Here is a 16,135-nt window from a genome sequence, read left to right on the forward strand (position 1 = left end):
TCCGAAAGTAGTGGCGAGCGAAATCGGAGAAGCCTGTTAGTGATAGCAAGACTCTTAGCAGAACAGCCTGGAAAGGTTGGCCATAGCGGGTGATAGCCCCGTATGCAAAAAGAGACTTGTGGTACTGAGCTAACGACAAGTAGGGCGGGACACGAGAAATCCTGTCTGAATATGGGGGGACCATCCTCCAAGGCTAAATACTCATCATTGACCGATAGTGAACTAGTACCGTGAGGGAAAGGCGAAAAGAACCCCGGGAGGGGAGTGAAATAGATCCTGAAACCGTGTGCTTACAAAAAGTAGGAGCCTCGTAAGGGGTGACTGCGTACCTTTTGTATAATGGGTCAGCGACTTACATTCAGTGGCAAGGTTAACCGAATAGGGTAGCCGTAGAGAAATCGAGTCCGAATAGGGCGATCAGTCGCTGGGTGTAGACCCGAAACCAAGTGAGCTATCCATGGCCAGGATGAAGGTGCGGTAACACGCACTGGAGGTCCGAACCGACTAGTGTTGCAAAACTAGCGGATGAGCTGTGGATAGGGGTGAAAGGCTAAACAAACTTGGAAATAGCTGGTTCTCTCCGAAAACTATTTAGGTAGTGCCTCAAGTATTACCRWCGGGGGTAGAGCACTGTTTTGGCTAGGGGGTCATGGCGACTTACCAAACCAATGCAAACTCCGAATACCGATGAGTACAGCTTGGGAGACAGAGCACCGGGTGCTAACGTCCGGACTCAAGAGGGAAACAACCCAGACCGCCAGCTAAGGTCCCTAAAATTGGCTAAGTGGGAAACGAAGTGGGAAGGCTATAACAGTCAGGATGTTGGCTTAGAAGCAGCCATCATTTAAAGAAAGCGTAATAGCTCACTGATCGAGTCGTCCTGCGCGGAAGATGTAACGGGGCTAAGCCAGTTACCGAAGCTGCGGATTTGCAATTTATTGCAAGTGGTAGGAGAGCGTTCTGTAAGCCTGTGAAGGTGGTGGTGTAAACCCTGCTGGAGGTATCAGAAGTGCGAATGCTGACATGAGTAGCGTTAAAGGGGGTGAAAAGCCCCCTCGCCGTAAGCGCAAGGTTTTCTACGCAACGTTCATCGGCGTAGAGTGAGTCGGCCCCTAAGGCGAGGCAGAGATGCGTAGCTGATGGGAAACAGGTCAATATTCCTGTACCGATGTGTAGTGCGATGTGGGGACGGAGAAGGTTAACTCAGCCAACTGTTGGAYATGTTGGTTCAAGCYTGTAGTCGTGCCTGGTAGGYAAATCCGCCGGGCTTAGATGAGGRGTGATAACGAGTCTGCTTGCAGACGAAGTGAGTGATACCCTGCTTCCAGGAAAAGCCACTAAGCTTCAGCTACACACGACCGTACCGCAAACCGACACTGGTGCGCGAGATGAGTATTCTAAGGCGCTTGAGAGAACTCAGGAGAAGGAACTCGGCAAATTGACACCGTAACTTCGGAAGAAGGTGTGCCTTTAGTAGGTGAACCATTTACTTGGGGAGCCCAATGAGGCTGCAAAAAATCGGTGGCTGCAACTGTTTATTAAAAACACAGCACTCTGCTAAGACGAAAGTCGACGTATAGGGTGTGACGCCTGCCCGGTGCTGGAAGATTAAATGATGGGGTGCAAGCTCTTGATTGAAGTCCCAGTAAACGGCGGCCGTAACTATAACGGTCCTAAGGTAGCGAAATTCCTTGTCGGGTAAGTTCCGACCTGCACGAATGGCGTAATGATGGCCACACTGTCTCCTCCTGAGACTCAGCGAAGTTGAAATGTTTGTGATGATGCAATCTCCCCGCGGAAAGACGGAAAGACCCCATGAACCTTTACTGTAGCTTTGTATTGGACTTTGAACAGATCTGTGTAGGATAGGTGGGAGGCTTTGAAGTGTGGTCGCTAGATCGCATGGAGCCAACGTTGAAATACCACCCTGGTGTGTTTGAGGTTCTAACCTAGGTCCATTATCTGGATCGGGGACAGTGCATGGTAGGCAGTTTGACTGGGGCGGTCTCCTCCCAAAGTGTAACGGAGGAGTTCGAAGGTACGCTAGGTACGGTCGGACATCGTGMTRATAGTGCAATGGCATAAGCGTGCTTAACTGCGAGACTGACAAGTCGAGCAGATGCGAAAGCAGGACATAGTGATCCGGTGGTTCTGTATGGAAGGGCCATCGCTCAACGGATAAAAGGTACTCTGGGGATAACAGGCTGATACCGCCCAAGAGTTCATATCGACGGCGGTGTTTGGCACCTCGATGTCGGCTCATCTCATCCTGGGGCTGTAGCCGGTCCCAAGGGTATGGCTGTTCGCCATTTAAAGAGGTACGTGAGCTGGGTTTAAAACGTCGTGAGACAGTTTGGTCCCTATCTTCCGTGGGCGCTGCAGATTTGAGGAAGCCTGCTCCTAGTACGAGAGGACCGGAGTGGACGAACCTCTGGTGTATCGGTTGTCACGCCAGTGGCATTGCCGAGTAGCTAAGTTCGGAAGAGATAACCGCTGAAAGCATCTAAGCGGGAAACTCGTTTCAAGATTAGATCTGCCGGGGCCTTGAGCCCCCTAAAGAGTCGTTCAAGACCAGGACGTTGATAGGTCAGGTGTGGAAGCGCAGTAATGCGTTAAGCTAACTGATACTAATTGCTCGTGCGGCTTGACCCTATAACTTTGATTAATTCGAAGTTGTTATGCCAAGTTGACGCATTCAAAAAGCACAGCTCAGCAGCTGTGCGAATCTAAATAAAATCTGATTTACTCTATGAATTCGATGGGCTGTTCTTTGGACAGCCTGTCAACAAGTTATGCCTGATGACCATAGCAAGTTGGTACCACTCCTTCCCATCCCGAACAGGACAGTGAAACGACTTAGCGCCGATGATAGTGCGGATTCCCGTGTGAAAGTAGGACATCGTCAGGCTCTTACAGCAAGGAACGCCCGGTTGATTTTTGATCAACCGGGCGTTTTCTTTTGTGCGCTTGATTTGCCCGTGTGACAGGTGGCCAGGTCGCGTGGAGGTTTAAAAAAGCCCGCATGGATTCATGCGGGCTTTTTGCTTTTGCGATCTGCGGGAGAGTGCGAGTTGAAAGGCACTTCCGCAGAGGAGTAACCCCGATTTCGAACCCAATTAGCCTGGGGAGCTCAAGCGTTCACGATGTACTCACCATCCCTTTGAGCCACGCCGGCCGCAACCAGCTCGTCGCTGAGTTGGCCTATCCACGCACGGACAGGAATCTCGGCAAAAAACTTGTTCTTGATTTGCAGGAAATAGGGTGTTTCGATCGCCCATTGAGCAAACTCGTCGAAATCCTGTCGCTGGGTTTCGAGCAACTTGAACTTGAGCAGAACTTTCGCGGCATGCTGCGCGTGCCTCGACGGCTTGCTGATGAATGAATCAAGGCGCTGGCGTGCTCGTGCCAGTACCTCGGGCGCATAGGCAAAGACACGTCCATGCCCGGGGATCACGGTTTTAGGATTCAAACGCTCGATCAAATCCAGTGTCGCGGCGACTTCCGCGAATGCATCCGCGCCCTCAAGCTCCGGAAACACCACGCCAAACCCGTTTTCCCACAGGGCATCTGCGGAAATTAGCACCCGACTCTGGGGCTCAAAGAACACCAAAGAGTGCGGATCGTGCCCAGGCGCTGCATGAACCTGCCACATTGCCGATCCAAACCGCATGGAAATCCCCGGCGGAATCGCCTGCGTAAAGCTAAACTGCGGACAAAGCTGTCCTGTCGGCAAATAAGTCAGCGCTACCGGATCCCAATCCGCAACTTGTTGTGCGTGGCCAGGTGGAATAAAAGTACGAAGGCCTGGATAACGCGCCTGCAAAGCCGCATTGCCGCCGCAGTGGTCACTGTGCAAATGCGTGTTGATGAGCATATCGAGAGGCCGCGAACCCAGAGCGGACTCCACCAGCGAGAGCGTTTGCGCTGCGTGCGTGCAGTAGCCGCTGTCGACCAGCACGGTTTCGTCACCGCCTGTGAACAAAATGTTGTTGGCGGAGAGCCAGCCACGCTCGAAAACATGCAGCCCCGGCGGGAAATCCGGTGCAGCCATCAGTAACTGCCGACGAAAAAATACTCAGGCCGATGCGCGCAGTTCACGCCTGAGAATTTTTCCGACGTTGGTTTTGGGTAGGTCATCGCGGAATTCAATGTATTTGGGGCGCTTGTAGCCCGTGAGGTGTTGCTTGCAATAGGCGCTCACGTCGTCTTCGGTCAGTGTAGGGTCGTTCTTGACAACAAAAACCTTGATGGCCTCACCCTGTTTGTCGTCCGCAATACCGATGGCCGCGCATTCAATGACACCAGGACACAGTGAAATCACGTTCTCAAGCTCGTTGGGGAAGACATTAAAACCGGAAACAATGATCATGTCCTTCTTGCGGTCGATGATTTTGGTGTATCCACGCTCGTCCATGATGCCGATGTCGCCCGTGCGCATGAAGCCGTCAGAGGTGAAAGCCTTCTTGTTCTCTTCCGGCTGCTGGTAGTAGCCCGTCATGACCTGCGGACCCTTGATGCAGATCTCGCCGGACTCCCCTATCGCGAGCGACTTGCCATCGCCATCCTTGATCGCGACCTCGATGCTGGGCAGAGGCAATCCTATGGTGCCGGTGAAATCCTTGTTGGTCACCGGATTGTTGGTGCCGATCGCGCAAGTCTCACTCATGCCCCAGCCCTCGATCATGGGGCAACCTGTGACCTGCAGCCAGTGCTTCGCCGTGCCCTCGGATGCGGCCATGCCACCGGCCTGGGAAACACAAAGGCGGGAGAAATCCACCGTCTTGAACTGCGGATGCTGAAGCAGTGCGTTGAACAAGGTGTTGACCGCCGGCAGCAGGTGAAACGGCCGCTTCTTGAGAACCTCGATGAACTTGCCGAAGTCGCGCGGATTGGGAATCAGCGTCAGATGGGCGCCCCAGCGGATGGTCAGCAAGCACAGCGTCAGCGCGAAGATGTGGTACAGCGGCAGGGCCGCGATGTTGTTGGTCTTACTGACGTCGCCGATCCGCTTCAGTGCGGGCGTGAACCATTCCTCGGCTTGCAAAATCGCGGCGACGATGTTGCGATGGGTGAGCACCGCACCCTTAGACAAACCGGTAGTCCCCCCGGTGTACTGCAAAAATGCGATGGAATCGAGCGTGCTTTGCGCGGGCTTGAGCGCCAGGCGGCTGCCCTCGGCAATCGCGCGATTGAAGGCGGTGACGCTGCGCCCTTCGCTCAATGGCAGCTTGTACGCCGGCACCAGCTTGGCGAGGTGGCGGACCGCGAAAGTGATCCACTGTCCGTACCAGAAACCCAGCAAATCACCCATGGAAGCCATGACGACGTTCTTCACCGGCGTGCGTTCAATCACCTCCGCCAGGGTGGCCGCGAAGTTTTCCAGGATCACGATGGTCGTCGCGCCGGAGTCGCGCAGCTGGTGCTCCAGCTCCCGCGCGGTGTAGAGCGGGTTGACGTTGACGCAGGTGTAGCCCGCGCGCAGGATCGCGGCCATGGTGACCGCAAACTGCGGCACGTTGGGCAGCATGATGGCCACGCGCGCGCCCGGTTCCAGACCCAGGCTTTGCAGCCAGGCGCCCAGCGCCGAAGAAAGGTCATCGAGCTGGCCGTAGCTCATCCAGCGATCCATGCACACCGAGAACGGCTTGGCCGCGTTCTTCTTGAACGACTCCTCCAGCAGGTGCGTCAGTGAGCGAAACTGTTCGGTGTCGATTTCGTGCGAAACGCCTTCGGGATAACTCTTTAGCCAATGCTTGTTCATACAAACTCCTTGCGGCTCATTGTGAAAGCAGAGCGAGGGAATCCGTATGGGGCTTGTCCTAATGCCGGCGCGATATTAGGGCCCGGCCGCGAGCAAATGGCCCAATCTGGTCTCGCAGGTGACAGCGTCGTCCTCAAAGAGGGCGTGAATCCATGCCGTCTCGCGGTCTTTGATGAGCTTGAGGAACTCGCCCGCTCCGCGCATGTTGGCGAAGGCATCGAAGCCGGTTTCCAGGAAATGCTGCAGCGAGTTCAGCCCGGCCGCCGCCGCGGGGCCGCGCATCATCTTGAGCAGGGTGCGGAGCCCGAACATTCGTGTCAGACGGTCCAGCTCCCGTCCCAGGTGCAGCACCACCTCGAGTTGCCGCTCGCGCGCGGCGATGTCTCCGACACGGCGCCAGCAGCGGATGTAACGCGCGCATTCACTGCTTTGGGGGACGGCCTCAATGTCCGTCAGCCATTCGCGCGCCATCAGGTCGTCGAGCTGTTCCGTCAGCGCGTGCACTTCCGCCAGCGCGGCCGCGGTGTTGACCACGGGTTGCGGAAAAAGCTTGGCGATGGTGCCGGCGATACGCGCGAACTGCTGGTCGCGCTCGGCATAGTCCTTGTCGCTGTAGAGCTCCTGCAGAAAAAACGAAGCCGCTGTTTTATACCGATGGCTGTGCAGCAGGTCGGAATAAGTGGCCTGAAAGCGGCGCGCCTGGAAGCGCTTGACCTCGGCGCTGGCCCGGGCCMGCGGCGGGTCGGCCCTGTGCTGTTGCCGGAGCCTGGCCACGGTCTCTAGCGCGTCATGTATTTGTTGTGCGGAGGCGTCCATACAAACCCGGAGTTTATCTAGGTACGGGCCCCTATTGAAACTTAAATGCCCATGCGAAACTGCCGGGATGCAAAGAAGAACGCTCCTCAAGCTCGGCGCCGCGTCGGCCGCCGTGCTGCTGGTTGCCGGTGGCACGGCCGCGTTGCTGCAGCCCGGCCTTGCCGGCGGCTCGCTGAGCGCTTCGGGGCGTGAGGTATTTTCCGCCGTCGGCCGGGCCGTGCTGGACAAGACCCTGCCCGCCGATGAGGGCGCGCGGGAGATCGCATTGAACGGCTTGCTCAGCCGCGTCGACGTGCTGGTGTTGTCCTTGCCGCCGCACGCGCAAGCCGAACTCTCGCAACTACTGGCCTTGCTCGCAAGCGCCGCGGGCCGACGCACCTTGGCCGGTCTTGGCCAACCCTGGGACCAGGCGTCCATCGCCGAGATTCAGCAATCACTTCAGGACATGCGCCTGTCCAGGCTGGCCTTGCGCCAGCAGGCCTATGCCGCCTTGCATGACATCACCGCAGGCGCGTATTTTTCCGATCCGGTCAGCTGGCCCCTGCTCGGATATCCCGGTCCCATGAAGATCTAAAGACCACCCAAGCAGCATGAGCCAATTGAAAGACCCGATCCGCGAGGGCATCGCACGTGGCTGGAAAGTCATGGGCGGTGCGCTCGGGCCTGCGCCGAAAAACATCGGCTGCGACGTCGCCATCATCGGAAGCGGCGCCGGCGCCGGCATCACGGCCGAGCTGCTGGCCAAGGCCGGCCTGCAGGTGGTGATTGTTGAAGAGGGCCCGCTCAAAAGCAGCAGCGACTTCAACCAGAAAGAATCCGAAGCCTATCCTTCGCTGTACCAGGAAAGCGCGGCGCGCAAAACCGAAGACAAAGCTATCAACATACTGCAGGGGCGCTGCGTGGGCGGCTCCACCACGGTGAACTGGACCAGCTCCTTTCGCACGCCAAACTCCACACTCAAGTTCTGGCAGGACCGGTTCGGGCTGGACGGCTACACCACGGAAGCGCTGTCGCCTTACTTCGCCCAGGCGGAGCAGCGTCTCAACATCACGCCCTGGCTCGTGCCTCCCAACGAGAACAACGACTTGCTGCGCAGAGGCGCGGCCAAGCTGGGGATTTCCGCTTCGGCCATCTCACGCAACGTCAAAGGATGCTGGAACCTCGGCTCCTGCGGCTTGGGCTGTCCGACCAATGCCAAGCAGTCCATGCTGGTCACCACCATCCCCGCGGCGCTCGACAAGGGCGCGCAGCTGCTGACTGAAACCCGGGCGGAACGCTTTGAGCTGGCCAACGGCAAGGTCGCCGCGCTCGTGTGCCGGAGCCTGGGCACAGGCGAGACCATCAGGATCGCCGCGAAACACTATGTGCTCTCCGGCGGCGCCATCAACTCGCCGGCCGTGCTGCTGCGTTCGCAGGCGCCCGATCCGCACGGGGTGCTCGGCGCCCGGACCTTTCTGCACCCCGTGGTCATGTCTTCCAGCGTATTCGAGCAAAAAGTGGAAGCCTGGAATGGCGCACCGCAAACCATCTACTCCGACCATTTTCTGGAAACCCAGGCGATCGACGGGCCCATAGGCTACAAGCTCGAGGCTCCGCCGCTGCATCCGGTGATTTTTGCGTCGACCGTGCCGGGCTTCGGCCAGGGCCAGCACGAGCTGCTCAAGTCCTTCCCCTACAACCACACCTTGCTGGCGCTGTTGCGCGACGGCTTTCATGACGCGTCGCCGGGTGGGCAGGTCAAGCTCCGCGGCGACAACTCCGCCGTGCTGGATTACCCGCTCACGGACTACGTGATGGAGGGAGGGCGCAAGGCGCTGCTGTCGATGATGGAGATCCAGTTCGCTGCGGGCGCGAAGCAGGTGCTGCCGCTGCACGAGATGGCCCAGCCCTACACCTCCTGGGCGCAGGCGCGCGACGCGGTCAATGCCTTGCCCATGAAGCCCCTGCTGACACGGGTCGTGAGCGCCCACGTCATGGGCGGCTGCGGCCTGGCCGGCACCGAACGCCAGGGCGTCACCCGGCCGGACGGCGTCCATTGGCAGCTCGAGAACCTGTCCATCCACGACGGTTCGCTGTTCCCGACCAGCATAGGTGCGAACCCGCAGCTGTCCATCTATGGCATGGTGAACCGCCTGGCGCAGGGCCTGGCCGGCAGGCTCTCGGGCCGGGTTGTCACACTGGCCTGAGATACTGCGGCTTGATCCGCTTCTTCTCCATTTCCCCATCCATGCTGGCCCACCTGCAAAGACTCATCACCCTGTCCCTGGTCGCAGCGGCCTTTGGCTGGCTGTTCTGGTTCCGCAGCGACTCCCCTGTGCTGGCCGTCACGGGGTTTCTGGTCATCGTGCTGGGCTACACCGTTTTCCTGGCCCTCGAATTCGTTTTCCTCCATCACCTCAACAAACAAGACCCGGCGCCGCAGCCTACGTGGATGGAACTGCTGCGAGCCTGGCTGGGCGAGACCCTGACGGCGCCGCGCGTGTTCTGCTGGCGCCAGCCTTTTCGCATGAATGTGGTGCCGGACCAGCTTGCGCCTGTTACAGCTGTCCAGGGGCGCCGCGGCGTCGTGTTTGTGCACGGCTTCTTCTGCAACCGCGGTTTGTGGACGCCCTGGCTGCAGCGCGTCCAAGCTGGCGGTCGCGCCTTTGTCGCCGTCAACCTCGAACCCCTGTTCGGCTCTATCGACGACTATGCGCCGCAGATCGACGAGGCGGTCCGCCAGGTCACCGAGGCCACCGGCCTGCCGCCGCTGCTGGTATGCCATAGCATGGGCGGGCTGGCTGTCCGGGCCTGGCTCAAGCGCATGCGAGCCGAGGCCCGCGTTTTCCATGTGGTCACCATAGGATCGCCGCACCGCGGGACCTGGCTGGCACGCTTCGGCCATGGCCACAATGGCCGCCAGATGCGCCTGCAGTCCGACTGGCAGACGCAACTGGACCACGAGATGCCGGCTGGCCGCCATGCGCTGTTCACGTGCTGGTATTCCAACTGCGACAACATCGTGTTCCCGACGTCCACGGCCACCTTGCCCGGCGCCGACAACCGTCTGGTCCGCGGCGCCGCCCACGTGCAGATGGCCTTCCTGCCGCAGGTCATGGACGCCACCCTGGCCATGCTGGAGCACGAGCCGGCCTGAAAAGCGGCCCCGGGGCGAATTCCTGTGAATTTCTCACAAGAATGACCCGGCATATTCACTATCCACATTCGACGGGGCTTTTTATGCTCATCTATTTGTAGGATGGAGCGCCCCGTGACCTTGTATGCACAGCCCGATGCTGCCTTCCTGGAGGCCGCCCCCCCTTTTCCCCTGGACGAAACCGATCCGGCGCCGGCACTGTTGGCCCTGCTGCTGGATGAGCTGGCCCACGGCGTGCTGATTGTCAGCACCCAGGGAAAGATCCTGCACGCCAACCAGGCCGCCCGGCGCGAACTTGACCGCGCCGCCGTGCTGGGCGCGGAGCGGGGCGAGTTGAAGGTTCTCATGCCGGCCGACGCCAAGGCCTTCCAGAATGCCCTGGGCAAGGCTATGGCCGGCAAGCGCGGCCTCATCAAGCTGGCGGCTGAGGGCGTGGATTTCACCTTGGCTCTGGTCCCGCTGCAACGCCAGCCTGGCAGCCCCTGCGACCGGATCGCGCTCATGTTGTCGCGCGTGGGGGTGAGCGAGTCCGGCGTGTTCGGTGCGTTTGCCCGCAACCACGGCCTCACCCATACGGAAGAGCAGGTGCTGGTCTTGCTGTGCCGCTGCCTGAGCACGCCCGAGATCGCCACGCAGATGAAAGTCGCCGTTTCCACTGTGCGCAGCCATGTGCGCAGCCTATGCGCCAAGACCGCCTCCAGCGGTGTCCGTGAACTGGTCAACCACGTGGCGATCCYGCCGCCCATCGCCCCCTTGCCGATCGGACAGATTCATTGATATTCGCGTCGGGACGGCCGGCAACGTGCTAGATTACGACTCATAACATGAGTCCGCATATGCCGCCCGAAGAAGATCTTTACGCCCATTTGACCCCCGAATTACGCACCCTGGCCATGCGCGGCGTGGTGCGAAGTTACCCCAAGAAGGCGGTCGTCATCAACGAGGGCGAAATCGGGGACAGCCTGTTCGTGCTGCTCAAAGGCAGCGTCAAGGTGTTCTCCATGGACGAAAGCGGCCGCGAAATCACCTACGGCAGGATTCATTCGGGCGACTACTTCGGCGAAATGTCGCTGGACGGCGGGCCCCGCTCCGCCTCGGTCATCACCCTGGAGCCCTGCACCTGCGCCGTGCTCAGCCGTACGGAAGTGAGTGAGCACTTGGTGTATGAGCCAGGATTTGCCATCAATTTGGTGGTTCAGGTTATCCGCCGCGCCCGCACCGCCACCGAAGCTRCCCGCAATATGGCTTTGCTCGACGTGTATGGGCGATTGATTGCCGTGCTCGAAGAGCACGACGACGTTGCGACCCGCCATACCACCGAGGGCGTCACCCTGGAGTCCATCACCCATCAGGATATCGCCAGCCGCGTCGGCGCCTCGCGCGAGATGGTCAGCCGCCTGCTCAAAGACCTTGAAAAGGGCGGCTACATCGAGATGGGCACCAAGCGCATCACCCTGCTCAAGAAACTGCCCAGCCGCTGGTAGAGCGGCGAGGGCGGTCTATAACGCGTTAAAGATGCGCCGTGTTTCCTGCGGCGCCGCGTCACTGGTGCCTCTCAGCCGGACGGCTGAACTGCTGTAAACGCCTGCGGCCCGGATCCCCGTCATGATGGGGTTCTCATCACTGAAGGCTGCGGTGCTGGCGGTCTTCACCACGCCCGGACGCTCCGGCCTGCCTGCATCGGGGTCCGGCTTTTGCGGGGAGTAGTGAGCCCAGTGCGAGCCCACAATCCGCGTGCCGCCCACGGACACCGTCTTGTGCCCGGTGGCAATGCTGTTGAAATTGCCGCTGCGCCGGATCAAGGTCGGATTGTCGGGGTGATCCACGAAAGAGCCCGGGTTGCCGCTCATGTCGTACAGCTTGTCCTCAAAGTGCGACTGGCGCCCGCCTCGTGTGCCGGTCACCACGTCGTCACGTTCCACATAGGCGTCTATCGTGACCTTGCCCGGCTGCGTGTTGGTCAGCTTGATCTGCCACACACCGCTGGGGGCCGTGGCGACGCCTTTGTCGAAACTGAAGGTGGGCGCCAAAGCGATCAGCGCGCAAGTGCCGTGCGTGCCGGTGGCCACGCTTTTGGGGTAAATCAGCGCGCACAGCGGCTGCTTGCCGTTGCCCGTCCACATGCGGGACTCGCCGAACCCCAGGGCCGGCAGCGCCGTGTGTCCAGGGGGCGTGATTTCTATCTGGATGCCGTGAGCCTGCGGCGGCAGCCACAGTTCCAGGAAGTTTTCGGTCAGGTCGTTGGGTTGCCCGCGCCAGTGGAGGGTTGCGTGCGCATTTTTTGCGAGCGTGAGGTTCGCATGTGTGCGCTGCTGGTAGCTGTTGCCCGCCGCCAGCACGATTTGCAGTCGCTGGCCGCACAGCATGATCAGCTGGTCCATCGCCGCTTCCAGCAGCGAGCTTCCGTCATGCGGCCCGGCCAGGGTGCCAAAGCTGATATTGGTCACGACCTTGGTGTCCTGCGCGCAGCGCGACAGGACGTACATCAGCCCGTCAAGCACATGGATGTTCATCGAGCCACCTGACGTATCGGCCACGGTGCCGTAGTCCAGCTGCACCGCGATGATCTCGCAGCGGCTGGCCTCGTCGTCGGCGAGGGCCCAACTGGCCGGCCCGTCAAAGCCGGGGGGGAGATCGGCCACCTGCGCCATCAGCGTGCGCGGGCCGCAAGCCAGGTCCAGCACATGCGTGCCGTGGCTGACGCGCTTTTGCAGTGACTTGAGCTTGAAGTGCCGGTAGACCTCGCTCTCATCCACCAGGCCGTTGTAGGTGCGCTGCTGCATCGCGTGGTTGATGTCGGCGGCCGTCAGCTCATGGCCATAACCCAGGCCGGCCGGCGATTGGCCAACGCCCTTGCCGTCTTGCCGCCAGAAATACCGCGTGCGCGCCTTGCCCTTGTGCAGGAAATTGGCGTTCGCAAAAGCCAGCCCATCATCGATGAGCGCCATCACCTTGCCCTTGAGCAGGGGCTGGGCGCCGGTTGTGCCGGAGGCGCCCGGGGGGTCGGTATGAAGGCCCGCGGCCAAACCCAGCTCCAGCCGTTTGAGCAGCGCGTGCAGATTGCCACCCGGCTGGATGTGCTTGAAGAACGCCGGCCTGACACGGGCCGTGCAAAAACGCAGCCCGGCCGGTGCGGCGTTGGAGGCGTACACCGGCGGCACGTGAAGCCATAGCGGCGAGGCCGCGCCGATGAATTGGGCGATGCTGACGCCGGGGTTGAGTTCTATCGCCACAGGAAGCCACTTCGGCTGTGTGCCGCCGTAACCCGCGAAGCTGTCGGTCTCGGCCCATACCAGGTAGGGATCGAAGCCTTTCGTCGCGTCAGGTTTGGCCCAGTCAATGCCGGTGAAGTCGCCCTTTGGGAGTTTGTGCCAGGTCATGCGTGTCCTTATTTCAGGGGTTCCCACTCTTTGGCCGCCTTGGACCACATGAAGGCCAGCAGCGGCGAGGCTGCCACGGTACCGATCCTGGTGAGGTATTGGTAGTAGCCGCTGTGGTTGTCATCCATGGGAACACGCAGATCGAAGTCGACAACCTTGCCTTGGGCATCATGGAATTTACGGCCGTCGAAGCCGCGCTCATGCAGCTGGTTGTCGCCAAGGCAGCGCGCCGCAAAAAACTCGCCCAGCGCCGTGCCGAGCAGCCGGCCCACGGCGCTGTCCACCGGATAGTGCAAGCCCGCCACCGTGCGGTTCACCGCGATACGCGCCGCTTGCCGCTCCAGTTGCTCCCGGTATTTGGCCGCGGTGCCGTTGGCGTTTTCAAGCAGGGCCAGCAGCACCGTGGCGACGGCGAAGGCCTCGGTGGCATGCCCGCTGGGCCAGCTGGCATGGCCGGGAGTGTCCAACATGGGCTGGATCTGCGGCGACAACTCCATGGGCCGTGGGCAGGCGAAGGCATGCTTGAAGCGCATCTCCACGTCGGAGGTGAAAAGCAGTACCAGGGTAATCAGCTCCAGCGTCCATTTATGGCGGTGCGGCTGCAGGCCCATGATGGAACCCCAATAAGGGAACTGGGGCGTCATCTGGGTCATGATTTCGCTGCCGCGGTCTTCACGCAGCTCTGCGTAGTTGGCCACCAGTTCCAGCTGTTGTTTGAACACCTTGGCCGTGGGCCGGATCAGGCGAACAATGGAATGGCTTTTGAGCGGTTTCCTGTTGAGATCAACAAACTCCAGGGCGACGGACTCACGGGCCTGATGGACACCGAAGTGAAGGCCGCCCAGGAGCTCAAGTTCGCAAATCTGCAGCCGGCGATCAGCTGACCACTGTGTCAACCGGTCCGGCTTGTCGATGGGCAAGGGGAGATTGACCGGCAAAACAGGGCCCTGAAAAGGGCCGCTGAGCGCCGCACTGCTCTTTGTCATGCCATCGGCCAGCATAGGGCTGGCGGTGTCGGCCATGATGGCAATGCCGCCAATCCCGCCGATGCCGCCAATCCCTCCAATTCCCCCGATCCCACCAAGCCCGATGCCGCCAATTCCCCCAATTCCCCCGATGCCGCCCAATTGACTCATGAAATACTCCTTCTAATAAACGTTAATGTTCTGGTATGCCAGCCGTCCGGAATGCGTGCGCGCACCGAAGCCCGAATGCTGATTGACTGCTGGGCGAACGGCTCAGGAAGCCGCTGACGGTAAAGCCGGGCTCCAGTTGCAGAAGTTCGCGCATCGCGGCCCGGGCGGATTCAATCCTGTCCAGCTCCACCTCCGCGATGATCAGGGCCCGCAAGGTGGAAGTGTGCGTGCGGTTCGCGCGCCGGGAGCGCTGGGCCAGTTCACTGGCGCGTGCATACTCGCCTGCCGACAGGGCCGCCGTTGCCGCCAGGGAGTCGTAAAAATAACGCAGTGGATCCAGCGGGGACAAGGCCAGGGCCTTTTCAGTCTGCACAATCGCGAGCGCGCCTTCGCCCTTGAAGGCATGCAGCGTTCCCTTGAGAAGGCAGGCGAGCGAGTCGTTGGGATTGATGCTCAACGCCTGGTCGTAGCGCTGTGCGCCTACGTCGAGGTTGCGCAGCAGGTTGGTGTGCGCGAACCCATCCACCGTGAGCGCAAGCGCGCAGCGCGGATCGTGGTCGAGCGCCCGTTTTGCACAGTCCAGCGCCAGCATGGCCTCTCGCGCTGGATCTTCCGCCCACCCCTGCTGTACGCGCAGCACATGCCATTTCGCCAGCCAGGCATACGGGATCGGGTGGCGCCGGCTGCGGTCGATCAGGTGTTCCAGCATCTGGCGTGCCCGGTCGAATTCGCTGAACGCCGTGCGGTGCATCAGCGCCACCGCGCCCAGCAGCAGGGTATACCCCTCCAGGGTAGGCAGGGCTTGCCCGCTAACCCGTTCCAGCTCCTGCGACATGACCGACGAACTGACAGCGGCCACGAGGCGCCCAATCAGTTCGTCATCCATGGAAAACAGGCCGTGCACTTCGCCCTTCAGGTTTTCTGCCCAGATCACATGGCCGGTTTTTGCGTCAATCAGTTCTACAAACAATGCGATTTGCGAGCCCATGCTGCGGCATGTGCCGGAAAGAATGTAGCTGGCGCCCAGGTGGCTGCGAATGTTCTCCACCGCCTCATGCCGCTCGCGGAAGACGGTTGTGGAGAGGCGGGAGATGACATGCAACTCAGAGGTTCTTGAGAGCGCCGCGATGACTTCATCGGCCAAGGCCTCTCCCAGCATTTCGTGGCCCGCTTCGGAGCTGCGCATGGCAAACGGGATGACCGCGATGGCCGGGCGCAGGTCCAGCCGCACTGCGCTACCGGTGTCGATCAGCGCATGCTCGCCGGGCGGGCCTATGCGATACGCCCGCACGGGCTTTTCAACGTGCTTGAGGTAGCACTCGCCCATGTCATCGACGTCGGCGTCCAGTGCGGGAACAAGCTGGTCGCGCAACGCGGCCGAAATCACGATTTCATTGGGTCCGGCCAGCGTGCAGAAACGTGCCGTCAAGTTGACGTCGGTGCCGTAAATGTCATGTTGGTCCGTCACAAAGCTGGCCAGGTGCCCGCCTATGCGCAGGTGCATTTGCCGCTGGGGTGGTAGCCGGTCATTGGCTTGGTGGCTGAAATGCTGCATAGCAAACGCCGCCTTGACCCCGCCTTGAGCGTTGGAGAATTCCAGCATCAGCCCGTCACCCAGGCTTTTGACGATGCGGCCGCCATGCTGCGGCAGGATTTCCTGCTCAGCCTGCTGCACCAGTCGTTGCCACCGCCGTACGAAATCATCTTGGTCCTGTTCCATGATCCTCACGGACTCCACCACATCCATGACCAGCAGCACTTTGGTGCTCCGGTTCATGTGGGCAGGTAATTCAGTCAGGGGGTACATCGTAAGCGGCGTAACAAATTTTTACCTCCTCATTTTGTAGGAGGAAACGTTCGAAATAAACACTTCATGTGCTACAGAGGGGCTGGGGCTCATGCACTG

11 protein-coding genes and 2 rRNA genes (1 of these 13 only partly in view) are annotated in these 16,135 nt (G+C 60.3%); 7 read left to right on the top strand and 6 right to left on the bottom strand.

The annotated features are described in order from the left end of the window. Nucleotides 1-2,652: ribosomal RNA gene (locus AC1D1Y_RS20080) — 23S ribosomal RNA — on the top strand (it extends 228 nt beyond the left edge of the window). Between the two features lie 143 nt (nucleotides 2,653-2,795). Beyond that, a 5S ribosomal RNA gene (gene rrf / locus AC1D1Y_RS20085) occupies nucleotides 2,796-2,908 on the top strand. 222 nt (nucleotides 2,909-3,130) lie between these two features. Here the strand turns inward: rrf and AC1D1Y_RS20090 are convergent. From AC1D1Y_RS20090 to AC1D1Y_RS20100, 3 genes are all read right to left on the bottom strand, one after another. Beyond that, nucleotides 3,131-4,051: an MBL fold metallo-hydrolase gene (locus AC1D1Y_RS20090; protein ID WP_477683889.1), complete on the bottom strand. Its 921-nt coding sequence runs from the start codon at nucleotides 4,049-4,051 to the stop codon at nucleotides 3,131-3,133. A gap of 24 nt (nucleotides 4,052-4,075) precedes the next feature. Beyond that, entirely contained in the window at nucleotides 4,076-5,761 is a 1,686-nt protein-coding gene (locus AC1D1Y_RS20095) for an AMP-binding protein (RefSeq protein ID WP_477683890.1), read from the bottom strand. A gap of 75 nt (nucleotides 5,762-5,836) precedes the next feature. Further along, nucleotides 5,837-6,535 carry a DUF8198 family protein gene (locus tag AC1D1Y_RS20100; RefSeq protein ID WP_477683891.1) on the bottom strand — a complete coding sequence of 233 codons (699 nt, stop codon included), beginning with the start codon at nucleotides 6,533-6,535 and terminating at the stop codon, nucleotides 5,837-5,839. Between the two features lie 109 nt (nucleotides 6,536-6,644). Here AC1D1Y_RS20100 and AC1D1Y_RS20105 point away from each other — a divergent pair, with 109 nt between their 5' ends. From AC1D1Y_RS20105 to AC1D1Y_RS20125, 5 genes are all read left to right on the top strand, one after another. After that, complete coding sequence (locus AC1D1Y_RS20105) at nucleotides 6,645-7,151, top strand: hypothetical protein (RefSeq protein WP_477683892.1); 507 nt, start codon at nucleotides 6,645-6,647, stop codon at nucleotides 7,149-7,151. Nucleotides 7,152-7,167: 16 nt separating this feature from the next. Beyond that, nucleotides 7,168-8,763, top strand: a complete 1,596-nt coding sequence (locus AC1D1Y_RS20110; protein ID WP_477683893.1) for a GMC family oxidoreductase — start codon at nucleotides 7,168-7,170, stop codon at nucleotides 8,761-8,763. A gap of 41 nt (nucleotides 8,764-8,804) precedes the next feature. Beyond that, entirely contained in the window at nucleotides 8,805-9,713 is a 909-nt protein-coding gene (locus tag AC1D1Y_RS20115) for an esterase/lipase family protein (protein WP_477683909.1), read from the top strand. A 114-nt stretch (nucleotides 9,714-9,827) separates the two neighbouring features. Further along, complete coding sequence (locus tag AC1D1Y_RS20120) at nucleotides 9,828-10,490, top strand: helix-turn-helix transcriptional regulator (protein WP_477683894.1); 663 nt, start codon at nucleotides 9,828-9,830, stop codon at nucleotides 10,488-10,490. A gap of 47 nt (nucleotides 10,491-10,537) precedes the next feature. Beyond that, nucleotides 10,538-11,197, top strand: a complete 660-nt coding sequence (locus AC1D1Y_RS20125; protein ID WP_477683895.1) for a Crp/Fnr family transcriptional regulator — start codon at nucleotides 10,538-10,540, stop codon at nucleotides 11,195-11,197. Nucleotides 11,198-11,212: 15 nt separating this feature from the next. On the opposite strand, the gene AC1D1Y_RS20130 is transcribed toward AC1D1Y_RS20125, so the two are convergent. The 3 genes from AC1D1Y_RS20130 to AC1D1Y_RS20140 are packed head-to-tail and all read right to left on the bottom strand — an operon-like array spanning nucleotide 11,213 to nucleotide 16,006. Beyond that, on the bottom strand, nucleotides 11,213-13,093 hold the full coding sequence (locus AC1D1Y_RS20130) for a S8/S53 family peptidase (RefSeq protein WP_477683896.1): 1,881 nt from the start codon (nucleotides 13,091-13,093) through the stop codon (nucleotides 11,213-11,215). An 8-nt stretch (nucleotides 13,094-13,101) separates the two neighbouring features. After that, nucleotides 13,102-14,229, bottom strand: coding sequence for a phosphatase PAP2 family protein (locus tag AC1D1Y_RS20135; RefSeq protein ID WP_477683897.1), 1,128 nt, complete (start codon nucleotides 14,227-14,229; stop codon nucleotides 13,102-13,104). Between the two features lie 22 nt (nucleotides 14,230-14,251). Next, nucleotides 14,252-16,006, bottom strand: coding sequence for an adenylate/guanylate cyclase domain-containing protein (locus AC1D1Y_RS20140; protein ID WP_477683898.1), 1,755 nt, complete (start codon nucleotides 16,004-16,006; stop codon nucleotides 14,252-14,254). Nucleotides 16,007-16,135 lie beyond the last annotated feature (129 nt).

This window comes from Polaromonas sp. P1_G1 (assembly GCF_056405595.1).